The 20,674-nt window shown below is 67.2% G+C and carries 14 protein-coding genes; 9 read left to right on the top strand and 5 right to left on the bottom strand.

Annotated features, from left to right (window positions below; genetic code table 11):
- The first annotated feature begins 62 nt into the window (after positions 1-62).
- The 4 genes from uvrA to Q8T13_15855 all read left to right on the top strand — a co-directional run bounded on the left by uvrA (position 63) and on the right by Q8T13_15855 (position 7,251).
- On the top strand, positions 63-2,921 hold the full coding sequence (uvrA, locus tag Q8T13_15870) for an excinuclease ABC subunit UvrA (protein MDP3719239.1): 2,859 nt from the start codon (positions 63-65) through the stop codon (positions 2,919-2,921).
- 225 nt (positions 2,922-3,146) lie between these two features.
- Positions 3,147-4,052, top strand: a complete 906-nt coding sequence (gene lpxC / locus Q8T13_15865; GenBank protein MDP3719238.1) for a UDP-3-O-acyl-N-acetylglucosamine deacetylase — start codon at positions 3,147-3,149, stop codon at positions 4,050-4,052.
- Positions 4,053-4,177: 125 nt separating this feature from the next.
- A complete protein-coding gene (locus tag Q8T13_15860; protein MDP3719237.1) occupies positions 4,178-5,767 on the top strand; it encodes a D-aminoacylase in 1,590 nt (529 codons plus the stop codon).
- Entirely contained in the window at positions 5,764-7,251 is a 1,488-nt protein-coding gene (locus Q8T13_15855; GenBank protein MDP3719236.1) for a D-aminoacylase, read from the top strand. The genes Q8T13_15860 and Q8T13_15855 overlap by 4 nt, the downstream gene beginning before the upstream one ends.
- Positions 7,252-7,367: 116 nt before the next feature.
- Here the strand turns inward: Q8T13_15855 and Q8T13_15850 are convergent, their stop codons facing one another.
- Positions 7,368-11,174: a TonB-dependent receptor gene (locus tag Q8T13_15850; GenBank protein MDP3719235.1), complete on the bottom strand. Its 3,807-nt coding sequence runs from the start codon at positions 11,172-11,174 to the stop codon at positions 7,368-7,370.
- Positions 11,175-11,311: 137 nt separating this feature from the next.
- Here Q8T13_15850 and Q8T13_15845 point away from each other — a divergent pair, with 137 nt between their 5' ends.
- Positions 11,312-13,237: a VWA domain-containing protein gene (locus tag Q8T13_15845; GenBank protein ID MDP3719234.1), complete on the top strand. Its 1,926-nt coding sequence runs from the start codon at positions 11,312-11,314 to the stop codon at positions 13,235-13,237.
- A gap of 59 nt (positions 13,238-13,296) precedes the next feature.
- Here Q8T13_15845 and Q8T13_15840 read toward each other — a convergent pair whose 3' ends face one another.
- Positions 13,297-14,670, bottom strand: coding sequence for a S8 family peptidase (locus Q8T13_15840; GenBank protein ID MDP3719233.1), 1,374 nt, complete (start codon positions 14,668-14,670; stop codon positions 13,297-13,299).
- 141 nt (positions 14,671-14,811) lie between these two features.
- On the opposite strand from Q8T13_15840, the gene Q8T13_15835 reads away from it, so the two are divergent.
- The 4 genes from Q8T13_15835 (at position 14,812) to Q8T13_15820 (ending at position 17,144) form a co-directional block, all read left to right on the top strand.
- Positions 14,812-15,804 (top strand): aminotransferase class IV, encoded by a 993-nt coding sequence (locus Q8T13_15835; GenBank protein ID MDP3719232.1) that lies wholly within the window; start codon positions 14,812-14,814, stop codon positions 15,802-15,804.
- 8 nt (positions 15,805-15,812) lie between these two features.
- Positions 15,813-16,286, top strand: a complete 474-nt coding sequence (locus Q8T13_15830; protein ID MDP3719231.1) for an AraC family transcriptional regulator — start codon at positions 15,813-15,815, stop codon at positions 16,284-16,286.
- A gap of 26 nt (positions 16,287-16,312) precedes the next feature.
- Positions 16,313-16,699, top strand: a complete 387-nt coding sequence (locus Q8T13_15825) for a VOC family protein (GenBank protein ID MDP3719230.1) — start codon at positions 16,313-16,315, stop codon at positions 16,697-16,699.
- 109 nt (positions 16,700-16,808) lie between these two features.
- Positions 16,809-17,144 carry an STAS domain-containing protein gene (locus tag Q8T13_15820; protein MDP3719229.1) on the top strand — a complete coding sequence of 112 codons (336 nt, stop codon included), beginning with the start codon at positions 16,809-16,811 and terminating at the stop codon, positions 17,142-17,144.
- Here the strand turns inward: Q8T13_15820 and Q8T13_15815 are convergent.
- From Q8T13_15815 to Q8T13_15805, 3 genes are all read right to left on the bottom strand, one after another.
- Entirely contained in the window at positions 17,141-18,604 is a 1,464-nt protein-coding gene (locus Q8T13_15815) for a DUF4139 domain-containing protein (protein MDP3719228.1), read from the bottom strand. The two genes, Q8T13_15820 and Q8T13_15815, sit on opposite strands and share 4 nt — an antisense overlap.
- A 316-nt stretch (positions 18,605-18,920) precedes the next feature.
- The gene (locus Q8T13_15810; protein MDP3719227.1) at positions 18,921-19,748 is read right to left on the bottom strand and encodes a hypothetical protein; all 828 of its coding nucleotides are present in this window, start codon (positions 19,746-19,748) and stop codon (positions 18,921-18,923) included.
- Positions 19,745-20,635: a sigma-70 family RNA polymerase sigma factor gene (locus Q8T13_15805; protein ID MDP3719226.1), complete on the bottom strand. Its 891-nt coding sequence runs from the start codon at positions 20,633-20,635 to the stop codon at positions 19,745-19,747. Before Q8T13_15805 ends, Q8T13_15810 begins: the two co-directional genes overlap by 4 nt.
- Between the last annotated feature and the right edge of the window lie 39 nt (positions 20,636-20,674).

The raw sequence follows: 20,674 nt of genomic DNA, 5'->3' as shown, positions 1-20,674 counted from the left end.
GATACCCCGGCGGGGGTATACTTGGGGATTGGGTTCCGCTCCGCGGACCCTGCAGTAGACCCATGCCGCACGATTGGATATCCGTCCGGGGCGCGCGCGTCCATAACCTCAAGGACATCGACGTCGACCTGCCGCGCAATAAGCTCGTGGTGATCACGGGCCTGTCGGGATCGGGGAAGTCGTCGCTGGCCTTCGATACCCTCTACGCCGAGGGGCAGCGGCGCTATGTCGAGTCGCTGTCGGCGTACGCCCGGCAGTTCCTCGAGCAGATGGAGAAGCCGGATGTGGACCTGATCGAGGGCCTGTCGCCGGCCATTTCGATCGAGCAGAAGACCACCGGTTCCAACCCGCGCTCGACCGTCGGCACGGTCACCGAGATCTACGACTACCTGCGCCTGCTGTTCGCCAACATCGGCGTGCCGCACTGCCCGAACTGCAACCGCGAGATCGCCTCGCAGTCGCTGGAGCGGATCGTCGACCTGGTGATGACGTATCCGCAGGACACGCGCATCAACGTGATGGCGCCGATCGTCCGCGGCCGCAAGGGCGAGTTCAAGAAGGAACTGCTGGCCCTGCGCACGCGCGGCTTCACCAAGGCGCGGGTCGATGGCCAGATGCGGTCGCTCGAAGAGGACATCGCGCTCGATCGCCGCCGCAACCACGACATCGACATCGTCATCGATCGCCTGATCGTCCGCAGCGGCATCGAGAAGCGTCTCGCCGAATCGGTCGAAGTGGCGCTGACCATGGCCGACGATGTGGTGGTGATCAATTCGCTCGATGCCGGCGACCGCCTGTTCTCCCGCAAGCTGGCGTGCGTGGTGTGCGGCATCAGCGTGCCCGAGATGTCGCCGCGCGCGTTCTCGTTCAACTCGCCGCACGGCGCCTGCCAGTCGTGCCAGGGCCTGGGGGCGACCTGGGATTTCGATCCGGCCCGCATCGTCCCAGACGAGTCATTGTCGCTGGCGGCGGGCGCGATCGCGCCGTGGGGCCGCGGCGACGGCAAGCTGGTCGCCGATGCCGTGACGGCCATCTCCTCGTACTACGGCATCGATCCGCAGGTGCCGTTCGGCAAGTTGCCGAAGAAGCACCGCGACCTGATTCTCCTGGGTCCGACAGCCGCGCAGCTTGCCGCGCCGAAGCGCGATAGCGCGGAGGCGGGTGCCGCCAAGACGCCCAAGAAGAAGCTGGTCACGCCAGAGCCTTTCGGCCGCGATTTCGAGGGCGTGATCCCCAACCTGCGGCGTCGCTTCGAGGAAGGCTCGTGGGCGGTGCAGGAAGAGCTCGACCCGTACCGGGCCCTGCGCGAGTGCGCGGTCTGCGACGGCAACCGCCTGCGCCGCGAAAGCCAGGTCGTCACGCTGAAGGGCAAGACGATCAGCGACTACGTGAACCTGCCGATCTCGGCCGCGCTCGAGGTGTTCGAGGGCATCGAACTGCAAGAGCGCGAAGCGATCATCGCCACCCGCATCCTGAAGGAGATCCGCGAGCGGCTGCGCTTCCTGAACGAGGTCGGCGTCGGCTACCTCACGCTGGCGCGCTCGGCCGCGACGCTGTCGGGCGGCGAGGGCCAGCGAATTCGCCTGGCGACGCAGATCGGTTCGAGCCTCACGGGCGTGCTATACGTCCTCGACGAACCGTCGATAGGCCTCCATCAACGCGACAACCGCAAGCTGCTGACGACGCTCGGGCGGCTGCGCGACCTGGGCAACACCGTCGTGGTGGTGGAGCACGACGAGGAAACCATCCGCACCGCCGACTACGTGGTGGACCTCGGTCCCGGGGCCGGCGACCTGGGGGGCGAAGTGATCTTCCAGGGCACGCCCGCGGACTTGATTGGCAATGGAAACGGTTCCCTCACCGGCGCCTACCTTGCCGGTCACAACGGCATCGTCACGCCGGCCGCGCGCCGCAAGGAAGCCAAGGGCGAGATCGTCATTCGCGGCGCCCGCGCCAACAACCTCAAGTCGGTGGACGTGAAAATCCCGCTCGGCCGGCTGGTGGCGGTGACCGGCGTCAGCGGTTCGGGCAAGAGCACGCTCGTCAACGACATTCTCTACAAGTCGCTCGCGCGCGAGTTCTATCGCGCCGCCGACGAGCCCGGCGCCCACGACAAGATCGAGGGCATTCAGCTGATCGACAAGGTGATCGAGATCGACCAGTCGCCGATTGGGCGCACGCCGCGCTCGAATCCGGCCACCTATACCAGCCTGTTCACGTTCATCCGCGAGCTGTTCGCGATGGTGCCCGAGGCGCGCGCGCGCGGCTTCAAGCCGGGCCGCTTCTCGTTCAACGTCAAGGGCGGCCGCTGCGAGGCGTGCCAGGGCGACGGCGTGATCGCCATCGAGATGCACTTCCTGCCGAACGTCTACGTGACCTGCGAGCAGTGCAAGGGCCGCCGCTACAACCGCGAGACGCTGGAGATCAAGTACCGCGGCAAGTCGATTGCCGACGTGCTGGACATGACGGTGGATCAGGCCCTGCCGCTGCTGGAGAATTTTCCACCGCTGGCGGTCAAGTTGCGGACGCTGCAAAGCGTCGGCCTCGGCTACATCACGCTGGGCCAGTCGGCGACGACGCTCAGCGGTGGCGAGGCGCAACGGGTGAAGCTGTCGCGGGAGTTGTCGAAGCGAGGCACCGGGCGCACCCTGTATATTCTCGACGAGCCGACGACCGGCCTGCACTTCGAGGACGTTCGCAAGCTGCTCGACGTCTTGATGCGGCTGGTCGACCAGGGCAACACCATCGTGGTGATCGAGCACAACCTGGATGTCATCAAGTCGGCCGACTGGTTGATCGATCTGGGACCCGAGGGCGGCGACGGTGGCGGGAAGGTCGTTGCGCAGGGAACCCCCGAGCAGGTGGCCAAAGCCAAGAACTCGGCAACCGGCCAGTTTCTGGCCGAAATGCTTAAGGTCTGAGCCTTGAAGGTGTGGCGTCCGGCTTCAGCCGGACCGGGGCCTCAGTGGCAGATTAGCCACACTTCGGGCGATTGCCGCTGTGGCTCCGGAAACACAGCCGTAGCGACTGCTCGAATGTGCATAACTGTGTAAATGTTGTAGATAATAGGGTTAGTCCATTTGGCCCGGCGCGCTATTGGTAGGCATCGACTTTGCTTCTCTGGGGACCGGAACCCGCAGACCTGAATGGACGCCCAACGGACACTCAAACGGCAGATTTCGTGCGCTGGCATCGGACTTCACTCCGGCCAGAAGGTCACGCTGACCCTCAAACCCGCGGCCGCGGACACCGGCATCCGGTTCCGCCGGACGGATTTGGGCGTCGAAATCCCCGCCTCGGTTTCTGAAGTTTCAAGCGTCCAGCATGCCACGGTGCTCGGCAAGGCCGGCGCCACGGTCGAAACGGTGGAGCACCTGCTCGCCGCCCTCGTCTCGGCCGGCATCGACAACGTCGTTGTCGAACTGAACCACAAAGAAGTGCCGATCATGGACGGCAGCAGTGCGCCGTTCTTGTATCTGCTGCAGGAAGCGGGCGTCAAGACGCTCGGTCCCTCGCGCAAGTACCTCAAGATTCTCAAGCCGGTGCAGATTGCGAGCGGCGACAAGCGCATTGCCATCTACCCGTCGGATCACTTCAAGGTCAGCTACACCATCAGCTTCGACCACCCGTTGCTGCGCCACCAGGCCCGCACCGAGCGCATTACCGAAGCCACCTTTGCCGACAACATTGCCGCCGCGCGCACCTTCGGCTTCCTGAAGGAAGTGGAATGGTTGCGCCAGAACGGCCTGGCGCTCGGCGGTTCGCTCGAGAATGCCATCGTCATCGGCGACACCGGCGTGCTGAACGCGCTGCGTTTCGAGGACGAGTTCGTCCGTCACAAGATTCTCGACGTCGTCGGCGACCTGGCTCTGGTGGGCCGGCCGATTGTCGGCCACGTCGTGGCGCATCGCGCGGGCCATGCCCTGCACACGCAGCTGGCGGCCGAGATTCTAAACGATCAAGAGGCGTGGTGCCTGGTCGAGGCGCCGTCCGCCGTGCCCGAAGGGGCGTTCGATCCCGTGGGCGTGCCCGGAGTGGTGCGCGCGCACTAGTTCTCGCTCAACCTCCAACGTGAACGCATTAGGCCGCGGGGCGCCCCGCGGCCTTCTTTTTTTGAGCCCAGCGTCGCCTGCGCCGCGCCGTTTCGCCACAGGCGCGGGTGCGCTATAGTCGCGCCATGCGCCGACTTCTGCCGCTCCTGCTGCTCATTCCCGTCCTCACGTCCGGCCAGGCGCCGGCCTACGACCTGGTGTTGCAGAACGGCCGCATCATCGATGGCACCGCCAGCCCGTGGTACAAGGCCGACCTCGCCATCAAGGGCGACACGATTGTCCGCATTGCGCCCGCCATCACCGAACCGGCCGGCCGCGTCATCGACCTCAAGGGCCTGGTGGTGGCCCCGGGTTTCATCGACATCCATACGCACGCGCGCCGCGGGATCTTCGAGGTGCCTACCGCCGACAACTACGTGCGCCAGGGGGTGACGACGCTGATTGAGGGGCCGGATGGCAGTTCGCCGCTGCCGATCGCGGCGTTCCTGGCCAAGGTCCAGGCCACGCGCATCACACCCAACTTCGCGATGTTCATCGGCCAGGGAACGGTGCGCAGCGAGGTGATGGGCGAGGTCGATCGGCCGGCGACGCGCGCCGAGCTCGACCAGATGCGCGCGATCGTGACCCAGGGCATGGAGGACGGCGCGCTCGGCCTCAGTTCCGGGCTGTTCTACGTGCCCGGCAACTTCACCCCGACCGAAGAGGTGATCGAACTGGCCCGGGTAGCCGGGCGCATGGGCGGCATCTACATTTCGCACATGCGCGACGAGGCGCGGGGCCTGACCGACAGCGTTCGCGAAACCATCGCCATCGGCGAGAAGGGTGGCCTGCCCACGCAGATTACCCATCACAAGGTGGTGGGCAAGAAATACTGGGGCGGCTCGGTCGAAACACTGCGCATGGTGGACGAAGCCCGCGCCCGTGGCGTGGACGCGACCATCGACCAGTATCCCTATACCGCGTCGGCCACCAGCATCGGCGCCGCCTTGCTGCCGGCGTGGGCCCAGGAGGGCGGCCGCGAATCGACGCTCAAGCGCCTGAAAGATCCGGCGACGCGGGCCAAGATCAAGGCCGAGAGCACGGCCATCATTCGCGACGAACGCGGCGGCGGCGACCCGAAGAACGTGTCGGTGTCGGCCTGCCAGTTCGACCCGAAGCTCGCCGGCCAGAACCTGGCGCAGATCACCCAGGGCCGCGGCCTGGCGGTGACGCTCGAGAACGCGGCCGAGACCGCGATGTGGATTGTGGAGCAGGGCGGCTGCGGCGGCATCTTTCACGCCATCGGTGAGGAAGACCTGCAGCGCATTCTGGTTCACCCGGCCACCATGGTCGGCTCCGATGGCGAGGTGCCGGTGTTTGGCCGCAATGTGCCGCACCCGCGCAGCTACGGCACGTTCGCCCGTGTCCTCGGCTTGTACGTGCGCGACAAGAAGCTGCTGCCGCTCGAGACTGCGATCCAGAAAATGTCGGCGTTTCCGGCGCAGCGGCTCGGGTTGAGCGATCGCGGCGTGCTGCGGCAGGGACTGAAAGCCGACATTGCCGTGTTCGACCCGGCCACCGTGCGCGACACCGCCACGTTTGAGAAGCCGCATAGCTATGCGGAAGGCTTCAGCCTCGTCATCGTCAACGGCGAGGTTGCTTTCGAGGGCGGGAAGATGACGACCGCGCGGCCCGGACGCGTGCTTTACGGGCCGTCGATGCGGGCGCGCCAGTGAAGTACGCCGTCCTGACCGGCGCGCTGATCCTGGCGCTCCAGGTGCCGGCCGCACCGGCGGCCCAAGGCGAGGCCCTGACGATCACCGGGGCCCAGGTCGCCGATGGCAGTGGCGGCCCGCTGCGGCGGGTGAACGTGCGCGCGGTGGGCGGCGTGATCACCGAGGTGGGGGACCTTCGGCCGCGCGACGGCGATCGCGTCATCGACGGCACCGGCCTGGTGCTCGCGCCCGGCTTCATCGATGCCCACAACCATTCCACCGAGGGCCTCGACACGGAGCCCGACGCCGTCACCCAGGTGTCGCAGGGCATCACCACGGCCCTCGTCGGCCAGGACGGCAGTTCGCCGTTTCCGATTCGCGAGTACCTGGAGAAGCGCCGGACCAACCCGGCGGCGATCAACGTCGCCGTGCTGGCCGGCCACGCCACGATTCGCCGGCGGGTGATGGGCGACGACTTCCGGCGGACCGCCACCCTGGCCGAGGTCGCGCAGATGGAAGCGCTGCTCGACCAGGAGATGCGCGACGGCGCCATGGGACTGTCATCCGGCCTCGAGTACGAAGTTGGGAGCTACGCTTCGACCGAGGAGGTCGTGTCGCTGGCGCGGGTGGCCGCTCGGCATGGCGGTTTCTACATCTCACACATCCGCGACGAGGCTGACCGCTCGCTCGAGGCCATTCGCGAAGCCATTGCGATTGGCGAAAAGGCGAAGCTGCCGGTGCAGCTCACGCACCTCAAGTTGGGCACCGTTGACGTTTGGAACAAGGCGCCGGAAGTGGTGGCGCTCGTCGAGGCGGCACGCAAGCGGGGCGTTGACGTGACCGCCGACGTCTATCCCTACCTGGCCTGGAGCTCCAACATCAAGGTGCTCGTGCCGAACCGGCAGTGGACCGACCCGGCGAGCGTGAAAGAAGCGCTCGACGACATCGGCGGCGGCCGCAACGTGCAGATCACGCGCCTGCCGATGTTTCCGCAATACGTCGGCCGGCGGCTCGACGAAATTGCCCGCGCCGAAGAGGTGAGCGAGGTGGATCTCTACATCCGCATCGTCACGGACGAAGGCGCCGGGATGATCGGCCACACGATGATCGCCGCCGACATGCAGACGTTCCTGAAGCAGCCGTGGGCGATGGTCGCGAGCGACGGCGGCGTGGCCAACAACCACCCGCGGGGCGCCGGCACGTTTCCGCGCGTGCTCGGACGTTTTGTCCGCGACGAGCAGTGGCTGACGCTGCCCGACGCCGTCCGCAAGATGACGGCGATGCCGGCGGCGCGGCTGGGCCTGAAGGATCGCGGTGCGATTGCGGTGGGAATGAAGGCCGACCTGGTGTTGTTCGATCCGGCCACGGTGCTGGACCAGTCGACCTTCGAAAGCCCGCGCCTGCTCGCGCGCGGGATTCATACGGTGTGGGTGAACGGCGTGCCGGTGTGGAGTGCGGAGCGCGCCACCGGCATGCGGCCAGGGCACGTCCTGATTCGCAAATAGGACGGGGACCAGGGTTGCCCCTGATCCCCTGATCCCCGATCCCCGATCCCCGATCCCTGATCCCTGATCCCTGATCCCTGATCCCCGATCCCTGATCCCTGATCCCTGATCCCTGACTAGAATTCGTAGCGAAGCGCGAACTGCATGCAGCGCCCCGCCTGCGCGTCGCAGGTGGCGAGCGTGCCGTTGTAGCGGCCAAAGCCCGAGATGTCGGGCGTGTTGGTCAGGTTGCCAACATCGAACTTCGGCGTGTTGGTGGCGTTGAACACGTCCCACCGGAAGCGCAGGCGATGGTCGGCGATGCCGACCGAGAACGCCTTGCTGAGGCTCAGGTCGACGTTGAAGTAGCCGTCGCCACGGAACAAGTTGCGCAGGCCGACTTCACCAGGCAGCGCACGGCGGAACATGGCGATGGCGCCCTGTGGATCGACAAACGGGCTGGGGCGGTTGTCGACCTTGTTCTTGGTCGTCCCGGTCTCGGGCAGCTTGGAGGGATCGACCAGCATGGCGTTGCCCTGCAGGTTCCAGTTGGTGGCCCAGCACGAGCGGCAGTTGGCGACGTTAAACGGGAAGCCGCTGGTCCAGCGCACGAGGCCGGCGATCGACCAGTCGCCGATGAACTGGTTGACGACGTTGCTGACCCCGCCGCCGAAGCGCTTGCCCTGGCCGAACGGCAGCTCGGCGAGCCAGTTGGCGTTGACCTGGTGGCGCACGTCGAAGTCGGAGGTCCCGTAGTTCAGCTCCGGATCGAACGAGTTGACCAGGAACCCCGAGTTGCCGCCGTTGCTGAAGTTGCCGAACGCGCTGCCGCGCTCGACCTGCGAACCCATGTCTTCGGACTTCGACAGCGTGTAATTGATGTCGAACTGCACACCGTCGGCGTAGCGGCGCCGCAGCGTCAGGTTGAGGCCGTTGTAGTTGGACCGGCCGATGGAGCTAATCGCCGCCAGCGAGTCGTACTGCTCGGCAAAGTACGCGTACGGCCCGAACTTGCTGCAGGCCGGGCTGCACGACGTGTCCATGTCGTACAGCGCGGTAATCCAGTCGGGACCGTTTTGCATGAAGGCCCGGGTGATAGCCTGCGTGGCGGTGAGGCCGCCGCCGGCGGCCGCCGGGAAGATGTTCTGCCAGTAGGCGACCGCGGGCAGGCCCGCGTATGCCGCGGCCGGCGAACTCCCGGTGATGCCGGCCGACTGCGCCGCCCGAATAATCTGCTGCGCCGCGGTGAAGTAGTCGCTGCCCGACGCCGGGTCCACCAGATTGAGCGGCATGGCCAGGTCGCGGCGCACCAGCAGGTCGCGGCCGAAGCGGCCGACATAGCCCGCCTCGACCGTGTAGTTGCGGCCGAGGTCGAAGCCGATGGTCGCGCTGCCCATGTGGGCCGACGGGGTTACCAGCGTGTCGTCGATGCTGGTCGTGATCACACCGGCGCGAATCGGCGGCGTTTGCGGGAAGCCGCCGGCCGGAGCGGCCGGCATGGTCGACGGCATCTGGTCGATGCCGCGGAAGCGCGCCGCCGGGTTGGTCTCGTAGGCGAGGCCGAAGGGGCTGCTGATCGTGGTGGACATGCCGTAGGCGAAGCCTTCATCGAAGTTGGTCGCCAGGCCGACGCCGACGCGGTCGAACACCTTGGAGTAGCCGCCACGGATGACGAGGCGCTCGCTGGGGGTCCAGGCCAGGGCCACCCGCGGCGCGATGTTGTTCTTGTCCCAGTCGTAGAAGCCCTTCTTGCCGTTCTTGGGCCCGGCCAGGTCAAAGGTCACCAGCTGGCTCGCGTTCGAGGGAATGCCCTTGAGCGCGTTGGCGGCACGGATGTCGAACCACTCGCCCATGCTGATCGACGGAGCGACCTGCAGGCCGTTGGTCTCGTAGGGCGGGGAGTAGACGCTGTAGCGCAAGCCCGCCGTCAGCGTCAGATTCGATCGGATCTGCCAGGCATCCTGGACGTAGAACTCGAATTCATCCGAGGCGATCTCCCTGGCCACCGGGCTGCCCGGCGCCTGCGGCGTGCCGTCTTTGTTGTAGTTGGCGCGTTGGGTCGACTGTGAGAGCACGCCCAGGATGTTGAGCCACGCGTCGGCGTAGCCGCCCTGGAAGTTGGTGGCGACTGCGGGAATGCTGCACCCCGGCAGTGTGCAGAACGAACTCCCCGGCATGTTGCGGCGGCCGACACCGGCCACCCACGACGGGTTGACCGTGGCGCTCAGGTACGACGACTGAAAGCGTTCCTTCGGCACGCGCGTGAACCGGATGTTGGTGCCCACTTTCATGGTGTGGCGGCCCTTGAACCAGGACAGGTCGTTGACCAGGTTCTGTGTCGGCGTCTGCCGCGTGTCCGTAAAGCCGTCGCCGAAGCCCTCGTAGGGTGAGATGAACCGGAACCGCACCCAGTTGTTCTTGGTGACGCCAGCGTTGTTCTCGTCGATCTTCGTAAAGCCGTAGCGGAAGCTGTTGGTCAGCGTCGGCGACAGCACCGAGTCGTAGCCAACGGCGCCGCCGTAGTTGTTGAACAGCCGCTGGCGCAAGGGCGCGCCGCCGTCAAACTGCGGCGCCGTGTTGATGGTGTCGTCCTGCTTGCCGAAACGGCCAAAGAAACTGTGGTTGTCTGCGGCCTTGTAGTCCACGCGGCTGATCAGGTTGAGGAACTCGTTCTCGATCGGCGCGGCAAAGCGGTAGTCCATCAGGTTGCGGCCGTCGCGACCGGGGTCGTTGGGCGCCGGGTACTTGCGGAAATATTCCAGGGCCGCGGCACTTGGGCCGATGCCGAGCGGATCGATCGCCGCGATCTCGGCCGGGGTCATGCCATAAAAGCCGGCTTCCACGGTGTGGTTGCCGGTCATGCCGCGCACGGTGCCGCCCGGGCACAGCGCCGCGACCGCGCAGCGATACATGAGCACGCCGTCGCGCATGGAATTGGACGGCACGTTACGGAGTACGGGCGCTTCACTCTGCTCCCGCAGCGCCTCGACGTTGCCGAAGAAGAAGATGCGGTTGCGGCGAATGGGACCGCCGAAAGATCCTCCGAAGATGTCCTTGTCCAGCTTGGGGGCCTGGCTCTCTTTCCCCGATGCCAGCTGCGACAGCTTCAGGAAATACTCGTTGCTCGACGTGGCCGTGCGGCGCCCGGTCCAGTAGGCGGAGCCGTCGTACTGGTTGGTGCCGCTGCGCGTGACGAGCGACACCTGTGGGCCGCTCGACCGGCCCATGTCGGCGTTGTAGTTCGAGGTGCTGACGCGGAATTCCTGGAGCGCTTCCTGGGTCATGCGGATCGCCGAGGTATACGCGGTGGCGAGCTGCGGGTCGTTGACGTCGATGCCGTCGAGGGTCACGCTTTGCTGGTCGGCGCGCGCGCCGCCCACCGAGCCGTAGCGCGGATCCACCGTGGCCGGATTCGCGGTCGGAATGAAGACCGCGCCCGGCTGCAGGCTGAGCAGGTGCACGACGTTCTGCGCCTCGACCGGCAGGCTGCGGATCTGCTCGCGCGACATCACGTTGCCGACACTGGCGTCGGTAATGTTCAGGCGGGTGGCCTCCGATACCACGCTCACGGTCTCGGTGATGCCGCCCAGTTCGAGCGTGATGCTCTGCCGCGACAGCGTGTCGACCTGCAGCGCCACACGTTCCACGATGGCGGTCTTGAATCCGCCCAGTTCCACCTTCAACGTATAGGTACCAGGCTGGACACTGCCAAACCTGAACCCGCCCCGTTCGTCGGTGACGGTGACCTGCGCCGCGCCGGTTCCAATGTTAGTGACGGTGACCGTGGCTCCGGGCAACACCTGCTTCTGGGCATCGAGCACGTCGCCGGTGAGGGCCGCGGTCCCGGTCTGTGCCCAGGCAGCCTGGCTTACGACAAGTTGAAACAGCACGGCGAGAGCCGCGACAGTCAATCCACCGCGCAACGACGGGCGGGGCAATTTCACGACCACCTCCAAAAACAAACACTCAACAACACACGCTCGTCCCCAGGTGCAGCGTGATCGCATCCGGGATTCGGCCGTTGGTACCAATCTGAACTCGCATAAAATGGCGCGGCGAGGCACGTATGTCAAGGGTTGTAATGGCGTTGGTCACCGCTGGCGTATTGCTGGTCTCGCTGGCCAGCACATTGGCCCAGCAGCCCTTCTACTCCGCTCAGGGCAGGCCGACTTTCCGATCGGGCGTGGATCTCGTCACGGTGGACGCCACCGTGCTGGGGCGGGACGGCTCCCCTCTCGAATCGCTCGGCCCGGACGATTTCAGGCTCGAGGTCGATGGCCGCTCCAGGCGGGTGGTTTCTGCACAGTTTGTGTCGCAGGCCGCTCGCGATTCGCGCTCCAGCCTGCTGCCCGCGGCCCATTTCAGCTCCAACCAGGACGGGGATCCCGGACGCCTCGTGGTGGTCGCCGTCGACGAGGCCCACATCCGCCGGCTCGAGGGCCGGCCCGCGCGCGAAGCCGCCTCGCGTTTCATCGACTCGCTGGACCCCGGCGATCGGATTGGCGTCACCGGACTGGCCCGCCTGGGCTCGATCGACTTCACCCGCGACCGCCTGGCCATTCGCAGCCGGCTCGCCACCCTGGTGGGCGAGGCCGACCCGGTGTTCATGCAGTTCAACCTCGGACTGAGCGAGGCGGTGGAGATTGCCGAGGGCAGCCGCACCCGGCTCGCCGACGCGGTGCTCCGCGAATGCGGCCGCGCGCTCACCGAATACGTCAACCTGGCGCGGGCCGCCGACGATGCGGCCGGCGCGCGCGACGCGTGTCCCGAGCAGGTGGAGCAGGAATCGCGTGCGTTGGCCCAGCAGGCCCACATCCAGGCGCGGATTTCGCTCAGCGCCCTCGAGGCGCTGGTGGTCAGCCTGAAGGACGTTCCGGGCCCCAAGACCATCGTCTTGTTGTCGGAAGGGATGGTGGCCGACCCCCGGCGCGTGGACCTGGGCCGGCTGGCCGCCGAGGCCCACCTCGCGCGCGTCACCATCTATGCCTTGCACCTCGAGGTGCCGGTGTTTGAAGCCGCGCAGGACCGGGTGTCGCCGACCAGCGTGCGCGACCTGCAGGTGCGCAACGACGGGCTCGCGCGGGTGGCCGGCGCGGCCCGGGGCGCGGTGTTCCGCCTGGTCGGTGACGATCCGCGCCCGTTTGCGCGCATCGCGCGCGAGTTGTCCGGCTACTACCTGCTGGCGTTCGAGCCGCTCGCGGCCGAACGCGACGGCCGTTCCCACCGCATCCGCGTGAGGCTCGCCCGCGGCGGCGGCGAACTACGGGCGCGGCCGGCCTTCGTCCTGCCGGCGGCGCCACCGTCTCGTGACACCGCGCTCGTGCAGTTGCTGAGGGCCGCTTCGCCGGCCACCGAGTTGCCATTGCGCGTCGCGACCTACACGTATGCCGAACCGGCGTCGCAAGATCTGCGGGTGGTGGTGAGCGCCGAGGCCATCACCGCCACCCAGGTCGGCCTGGGCTTCGTCCTGATCGACTCCGGCGGCGTGATCGCCGCCACCGCGGTTCACGACGCCGGCAACGGCGCCTACGCCTTCAGCGCGGTGGTGCCGCCGGGCAACTACACGCTGCGCGTGGCCGCCATCGACCCATTGGGTCGGCAAGGCTCGGTCGGCCGTCCGTTTGTCGCGCAGCTGGCCGCAACCGGCGGCGTCAGGGTCAGCGACTTGATGCTGGCGCGGGTGCCGGCGCGGCCGCAGGACCCGCTCGACCCGCTGATCGATGCCGTCAGCGGTGGTGCCGTCGTGGCGTACCTCGAGTTGCATGCCGACCACGGCGTGACGCTCCCCGACGCGGTGCGCATCGTAGTGACGGGCGCCACCAACGAGCGGGAGCTGATTACCGTGCCGGCAACGCTCACAAGAGCGGACGGCGTCTGGGCCGTCGCCCGCGCAACGGTGCCCCTAGCCTCGCTGCAAGCGGGGCCGCACGTGGCGCGCGCGGAGGTGCTGTCGGTGGGCGCCATCGTGGCGCGAGTGGGGCGTCCGTTTACCGTGGCGCGCCGTTAGGCCGAGCGGAGCGGCCTTCGCCGCTCCGCCGTTTCGGGGTTGTCGAGTCCGCGAGCGAATCAGAATCCGCCGACGTTGAGGCGGCCGCCGGTGACCGTCCGGTTGGCCAGCGATGTCGTCGGAATTGCGCTGCCGAGGATCGCACTCCGAATTTGGGCCGCCGTCGCCCCCGGATTCCGGGCCGCGAACAGCGCGGCGGCGCCGGTCACGTGGGGTGTGGCCATCGACGTGCCGCTGTAGGAGCCGTAAGTTGAGCTGTTGCCCTTGCCGGGCAGCGTCGAATAGATGCCCGAACCGGGGGCGCCGATGTCGACGGTTGCCGCCCCGTAGTTCGAGAAGCCGGACTTCGCGCCCGCGCTGGTGATGGCGGCGACCGCGATGACGCAGTCATACGTGCCGTTGGCAGTGCACTGGTAGTTGGAGGGATAGCTGGCGGTCGTGTCGTTGTTGTCGCCGACCCCGTCACTGCCGCCGTTGCCGGCCGCCGCAACGAACAGGATGTTGGCGTTGCCGCCCCGGTTGATGGCATCGAGCAGGCCCTGTGAGAAGCCGCCGCCGCCCCACGAGTTGTTGGTCGCGACAATGTTGAAGCCGTGGCGCGTCTTCAGATCGGTGAAGTAATCGACCGCCTTGATCGCGTTGGCCGTCGTGCCGCCGCGCCGGCCCAGGAACTTGGCCGGGATCATGGTGACCTGCCAGTTCATGCCGGCGACGCCGATGGCGTTGCCGCCGACCGCGCCGATCGTGCCGGCGACGTGCGTGCCGTGGTCGTCCTGGGTGCCGTCGTAGGTCGAGTTGTTGTTGCCGTCGAAATCCCAGCCGTGGATGTCGTCGACGTAGCCATTGCCGTCGTTGTCGATGCCGTCAACCGGGTCGAACGGGTTGATGAAGACGTTCACGGTCAGATCCTGGTGCGTGCGCATGACGCCTTCGTCGATGATGCCGACGTAAACCGCGCCCTGGCCGGTATTGCCCGCCGCCCACGCCTCTGCTGCCTGGCTGCCAAACTGGTTGGCGGGCGACGAGGCATCGCCGTACATACCCCAGAGCGAACCGTTGGTGAAGTAAGGGTCGGTGGCCGTGGCGCCGTGCTGGTAAATCCAATTGGGCTCCGCGAATTCCACCGCGGCATCGCCGGTGAGGCCGCGAATGGCCGCCGCGACCGCCAGTCCGGGCGGCAACCGGAGCAGTTCGAGGTCACCCTTGCCGTCGTCGCGGCGGCCCGCCGCCACCACGACCTCTTCTCGGGCCGCCCGAATGCGCCCGCGCGCGGCCGCGCGCTCGGCCGAAGTGGAATCCGCGGAAAACTGGACCAGCACCTGGTTGCCCACAGCAGCTGGCGTATCGGGTTGTTGGCCGGCCACCGACACGAACAACCCTGAGGCCAGGAGAACGGACCAGGACAGGAGCGGGAACGAGCGGGTCAAAGACATGGTCACCTTCCAGTGAAGACCGAGGGTCACGGGGAGCGGGCCGAGTATACGGGAAGTCGCCACGCAAAAGGCCACCCTGCCTCCTTTCTTTGCGCAATGCGCGCCGGGTCGGGCTCCGCAGTCGCATGTTAGAGTCGGCTAATGTCCGCTACCGCCAGCCCGCCACTCCTCCTGGGCGCCGAAGCAATTCTCACCGGGCTCCGCGCCCTGCGTGAGCGGCAACCGGTCAGTTACACGGCGTTTTATTCGAGCCAGCTTGGCGGCGTGGTGACCGACCCGGCGCTGATGGTGATTCCGTTCGACGATCACATGGTTCACCGCGGCCACGGCATCTTCGATACCGCCGGCATCGTCAATGGCCGGATCTACGATTTGGAGGCCCACCTCGATCGCTTCGTGCGTTCCGCCGGGCACTCGAACCTGCCGCTGTACGGCAGCCGCGAGCAGATGCGCGACATCATCATCAAGACGACCGCGCTCAGCGGAAGGCGCGACGGCTCGATCCGCTATTGGTTGTCGTCGGGGCCAGGCAGCCTCGAGTTGAGTCCGGCGGCCGGCGCGGAGCCGGGGTTCTTTGTCATGATTTTTGGCGGTCTCGCCTATCCCGAGCGCTGGACGACCGAAGGGCTGAAGGTGATGACCACGACCCTGCCGATCAAGCCGCCGCTCTATGCCATCACCAAGAGCACCAACTACCTGCCCAACGTCCTGATGCAGATGGAAGCGAAGAAGGCGGGACTCGATAACGGCGTCTTCCTGGATGGCTCTGGCAACGTCGGCGAGAGTTCGAACATGAACGTGGCGTTCGTCACCGCCGACGGCGTGTTCCGCCACCCGAAGTTCGATCACATCCTGTCGGGCTGCACCTCGCTGCGTCTCCTCGAACTGGCGCCCGCCCTGGTCGCGCAGGGGCTGCTCGGCGGCGTCGAAGTGTGCGACATCCCGGTGGCGGAAGCGCGCGCCGCGCGCGAGATGATGCTGATCGGCAGCTCGATCAAGGTCGCGTCGATCGTGGAATGGGACGGCGCCAGGATTGGCGACGGCCGGCCCGGCCCGATCGCCAAGGCCCTGCTGGCGCTGCTCGAGAACGACATGCACCATGGCCACGATCGCCTGATCGACGTCCCATACTAGGAGGACGCGTGCTGTTGAGACATGAGTCGTTCCGGCGGTTGTGCCACGCTCGCGACCGCCTGGTCGAGGTGCACGACGACCCGCTCACCGTCGAGCGGGTGGCCCGCGAAGCCGGCATCTCGCCGTTCCATTTCATCCGCCAGTTCGAGGCCGTGTTCGGCGCGACCCCGCACCAGTTTCGGATCCAGTCGCGCCTCGATCGCGCGCGGCTGTTGCTGGCCGCCGGCCAGCACTCGGTGACCGACGTGTGCATGGCGGTCGGGTTCTCGAGCCTGGGGAGTTTCAGCTCCTTGTTTTCGCAGCGGCTTGGCGAGTCGCCGTCCGCGTATCAGAAGCGGATTCGGGTGTCGGTCGCTGGCTCTGGCACCACACCCGGCGCCCTGCCGCCGGTCCTCGTGCCCGGTTGCCTCAGCCTGATGGCGCACCTGCCGGCATCGGCCTTTCGCAGTTTTCGAGAAGCCTCGCTTACCGCCGTTGACTAGGCTGATGGCGAGGTAAGGAGGACATCATGCGAATCAAGCTGACCAGCATCATGGTCGACAATCAGGACAAGGCCGTCGCGTTCTATACCAGCGTGCTCGGCTTTCAGAAGAAGCACGACATCCCCGCCGGCGAGTACCGCTGGATCACGGTGACGTCGCCCGAGGGGCCCGACGACCTCGAGTTGTCGCTCGAGCCCAACGCCAATCCTGCCGGCAAGGCGTTCCAGGAGGCGATGTTCGCCCAGGGCATCCCGCTGACGGCTTTTGAAGTCGCGAATCTCGACGCTGAGTACGCCCGGCTCAGGAGCCGCGGCGTCGCGTTCACGCGAGAGCCGGCGAACCTGGGCCCGGTTGCCGTCGCGGTGTTCGCCGACACGTGCGGCAACCTCATCCAGTTGTATCAACCGCTGTGAGGCGCGCCGCTCCGGGATGAGGTAAACTCCCCGTGCGAGACGCCGCCCCCCAGCCAGCGGAATCGTCTCACCATCTCCCGGGTGCGTCCGGGCCGTTAAGGGATTCCGCATGCAAATCAACGAGCGCACGATTGGCGACGTCACAATTCTCGACCTCCAGGGCAAGCTGACCATCGACGACGGGGCCGCGCTGCTGCGCGACAAGGTGGCCAGTGTCGTGTTCCAGGGCCAGACCAAGGTGCTTCTCAACCTGGCCGGCGTCAACTACATGGATAGCGGCGGCCTGGGCGAGCTGGTCCGCTGCTCGATGGCCGCCCGCAAGGCCAACGGGGCGGTGAAGCTGGCCAACCTGACCAGCCGCATCACCGACCTGTTGACCATCACCAAGCTGCTGACCGTCTTCGACACCTACGACTCGGAAGAACAGGCGCTCGCCAGCTTCTAGTACGTGACGCGCACGCGGTACTTCAGTACCGCCGTGCCGTCGGCCGCCACCGGCACCGTGAACTGCGCCGTCCAGGCGGCGGTCTTGGTCCACTGGTGCGACGACCGAATCATTCGCCACGAGCCGCCCAGCGGCTCGTTGACTGCCACTGCGATCGCGCCAGCCTTGTGATTGCGGAGGGTCACCTCGTACTCGAACTCGTAGGTGTTGCCGGCGACCTTCTGGAAGTCGACCTGGTTGCGCTCGCACACCACGTCGAACGCGTTGCCGATCTTCACGTTCAAGGTCTCGTCCTTCGGCGTGTGCGTGATGCGGTCTTCGCCGACGAACTGCGTGCCGCCCTTTGAATCCTGCTGGTAAACGCGCAACACGCCGGCCGGCATGGGAATGCCGAGCCCGCCCTTCTGCTCGTTCTTGAACTGGTAGTACACCTGCACCAGGTCCTTGATCGGCGACCCCGGGTGCTGCTGGTTGTGGTAGTAATAATTTTGCCCCTCGACGACGTAGCGCTTGACGACCGGGACGCCGGTGCCTTCGAGCAGGCTGACCTGCTTGGTCTGGTGGTTGTTGATCGTCGTCTTTCGCTGCATCGTGTAGAGGTGGTAGTCCGAGAAGGGCTCCTGCGCCATGTTCGCGGCCGGAGCCTCGGCGACGTGCCGATCCGACATCTGCATCGCCATCTTGCCCAGTTGCTGGCGCACGCGATTCAGGTCGCCTGCCACGAGTTGCAGCTTCGCGTTGCGGAACGCCGTGCCGCTACCGTTGGTCAGCGTCACCCAGCCGTTGAGGTCGGCGGCCGTGTCGTCGCGCGCGACGGTCAGCACGTAGTCGGCGCTCCAGGCCAGCTTGCTCGCGAGGTACGACGCCTCCACGCGATGGCGCGCCTCGCCGTCGTTGGCGACGGTCCAGATCAGCGTCGGGCGCGAGTAGAGCGTAGTGGGCAGCTCGGGGAACCGAATGTGGTCGGCGCCAATGCCGGTGACGATCTCGGTGCCGATCTTCCAGACCGGCGCCGCGTTGTAGCTGAGCAGCGTCGCCTTCACTTCTTCCTGCCGCGTGGACCCGCCCTCCTGCCGGTTACGCATGAGGATGACCTCGCGGCCCACGTACTTCCGCAACAGCTTGTCGGGCTCGAGCAGGTCGTACTCGTAGTTCTGCTCCAGCACCCGCACGCGGGCCGGGTCGGTCAGCGACCGGAAGTGCACGGTGGCCGGGTTCACGGTCGCCGCGATGTCCATGAAGCGCAGGTTGCCGGTGCCGCGCGCCAGTTGCAGGTTGCGCACGTCCCGGACCAGGGCGATGTCGGAGTTGTAGACCGTGAGGGCGAGTTCGTGCTGGTCATCGAGCGTGGTCGTGAGATCAGGTTGTTCGCCGGCCAGTAGTGTGGGTTCGGCGTCGGGCCGCATCAACAGGACGCCAGCGACGAGTGTGAGAGCCGCGAGAGAGGTGCGTGCAGACATTGGATCCGCTCCTTGAGAAGCGGGGCCGTGATGGCCCCTTTCCCTTAGAACGGGCCGGCTGGGGTTTCTTGCAGCCGGTGGGGCTCGCGCCTTCGGCGCTTGTCGGGCTCGGGCGCTTCCGCCTCCGCCGCAAGGCTTCGGCGGGACAAGTCGCGCCCATCGTAGGGCGGGCTCGCCTCGCTCGCTCGTGGGGGAGATGCCTTCCCTACGAACGAAGTGAGCCCCAGGATGCGAGCGTAAGCGAGCGACCCCGACGAGCGCCGGCCTGTCCGCCGTAGCCTTGGCGAAGGTGGAAGGCGCGAGCCCCACGGCCGCCCTACGGCCGGGTCCAGGTGCGGCCGCCGTCGGCCGTTCGAAACACGCGGCCGTCGGCGGTCGTCACGTCGGCACGGCTTTCGTCCGCCGCCGTCACGGCCGTCAGGTCCACGGTTTCCGGGAACGGCACGCGCAGGAAGGTGCGGCCATCGGTTGCCAGCAAGACCATCCCGCGAGGTCCCACGGACCAGATGACGTCGGGTGAAGGGGACGATCGCGCCGTGACCCGCGCATCCGGCGCGGCAATCTGTGAGCGCAGGGCGGCCTGCGGTGCGGCTGGAGGGGCGGCCTCTGCGACCCGTCCTTCAGCCACCGCATCGGCGACCTTGGCCGCCTCGGCCGGGCGTTCGCGGGCTTCAAAGACCTGGGCCTCGCGCTTGGGGGCCACGGCTTCGGCCCGTGCCGCGGGGGCCTCGGCTATTTCCCTGCTGGTGCTGGCCTCGGTTTTCGCCTCTGGTGCGGTGGATTCGGCGGCCGTTGGGGCGGCTGGTGCGGTCAACCGACCCTGCGGCACGACCATCCACACCGTCACGGCCGCCGCGGTGGCGGCGAGGGGCGCGAACCACCAGCGCCACAGGCGCGCCGTGCGGGGTTCGGGGACCGCCGCCGCCGGGACGGTTTGTGCCAAGGTCCCGAGCAGCGCCTGGCAGCGGGTGCAGTTCGAGGCATGTGCCTCGGCCATGGCAAGAGACGCGGGGTCCAGTCCGCCATCCGCCCACGCCGCGAGGGTCTCGGCGTCGAGGCAGGCATCGGCCGCGGTCGGTGTGCCCGTCGTCCGCAGCTCGTGCTTGAGCGCGTCCTCCAGCAAGCGATCGCGATCGGGGCTCACGAGGGGTCCTCTTGACTGGAACGAACGACGCGGGGTTTCTTGCGCGCCGCCTCCGGATCGAGCCATTCGTGCAGATCGAGCGGGCCGGCGTCGGCTGAGAGGCTGGCGAAACACTCGGTGATCTCGGCTTCGCCAAACCCGTGGGCCGCGCGCAAGCCTTGCTCGATCGCCACACGTAACGCGCGGCGCATGCGCGCGAGGTGGCGCGACACGGTGGCTTCGTGTTCGCCCGTGAGCCGGCCAATCTGGGCGAGCGTCATCTCTTGCGCATAGTAGCAGCCGAGCAGCAGGCGGTCGCGCGGTGCCAGCGCGGCGATGGCCAGGCCCAGCGTGTTCCGCATGGCCGTCGCGAAACGCCGCCGGTCCGGATCGAGCGGCGCGGGCCGGGACGGGAGGGCGGTCGGAGACGAAGCGTCTGGCAGCGGATCGAGCCGGTGCGTTTCGCGAATGCGGTCCACGTAGCGTTGAGCGACCAGCGATCGTAGCCAGGTGCTGAGACTGCTGCGGCCGTGGAAGTAGCGAAAGAGCGAACGCCGTTCGCCGTCGCGTTCCTTGAGGCCATAGAGGTCGGCGTACAGCGCATCGGCGACTTCCCGGGCGCCGCCGCCGGGGGCAACCGCGTCGGCGGCGCGGTACAGGGCGGGCCTGAACTCGCTGACGAAGTGGTCCCACGCCTCGTCGTGGCCGAGCGCGCAGGCGGTTGCCAGGGCGAGGTCGGTCAGGTGCAGCGTGGCCAGGTATCGCTCGAGGTCGCCAGACGCCGGTGTCCGGGCGCCGAACGCCTTGGCTGCGCTGCGGGCCAGCGCCTCGGCGAACGCCGCCGGCGGCAAGCTCCAGCGCCCGGCGTCGGCCTCCCGGTACAGGAGCGCGGCGCGTGCCTCATCCATCTGCCGCTGATCCTCTCTCAGTTTGGCCCGGGATGGTAG

The sequence above is a fragment of the Acidobacteriota bacterium genome (genome assembly GCA_030697165.1).
Taxonomy (GTDB): Bacteria; Acidobacteriota; Vicinamibacteria; order Vicinamibacterales; family UBA2999; genus 12-FULL-67-14b.
The sequence above is the reverse complement of the archived record's forward strand: the minus strand, read 5'-3'. Positions and strand labels throughout refer to the sequence as shown.

Coding starts and splice junctions, on each gene's coding strand:
- uvrA (MDP3719239.1), top strand. CDS start 63: ATGCCGCACGATTGGATATCCGTCCGGGGCGCGCGCGTCCATAACCTC.
- lpxC (MDP3719238.1), top strand. CDS start 3,147: ATGGACGCCCAACGGACACTCAAACGGCAGATTTCGTGCGCTGGCATC.
- Q8T13_15860 (MDP3719237.1), top strand. CDS start 4,178: ATGCGCCGACTTCTGCCGCTCCTGCTGCTCATTCCCGTCCTCACGTCC.
- Q8T13_15845 (MDP3719234.1), top strand. CDS start 11,312: ATGGCGTTGGTCACCGCTGGCGTATTGCTGGTCTCGCTGGCCAGCACA.
- Q8T13_15840 (MDP3719233.1), bottom strand. CDS start 14,670: ATGTCTTTGACCCGCTCGTTCCCGCTCCTGTCCTGGTCCGTTCTCCTG.
- Q8T13_15835 (MDP3719232.1), top strand. CDS start 14,812: ATGTCCGCTACCGCCAGCCCGCCACTCCTCCTGGGCGCCGAAGCAATT.
- Q8T13_15825 (MDP3719230.1), top strand. CDS start 16,313: ATGCGAATCAAGCTGACCAGCATCATGGTCGACAATCAGGACAAGGCC.
- Q8T13_15820 (MDP3719229.1), top strand. CDS start 16,809: ATGCAAATCAACGAGCGCACGATTGGCGACGTCACAATTCTCGACCTC.
- Q8T13_15815 (MDP3719228.1), bottom strand. CDS start 18,604: ATGTCTGCACGCACCTCTCTCGCGGCTCTCACACTCGTCGCTGGCGTC.
- Q8T13_15805 (MDP3719226.1), bottom strand. CDS start 20,635: ATGGATGAGGCACGCGCCGCGCTCCTGTACCGGGAGGCCGACGCCGGG.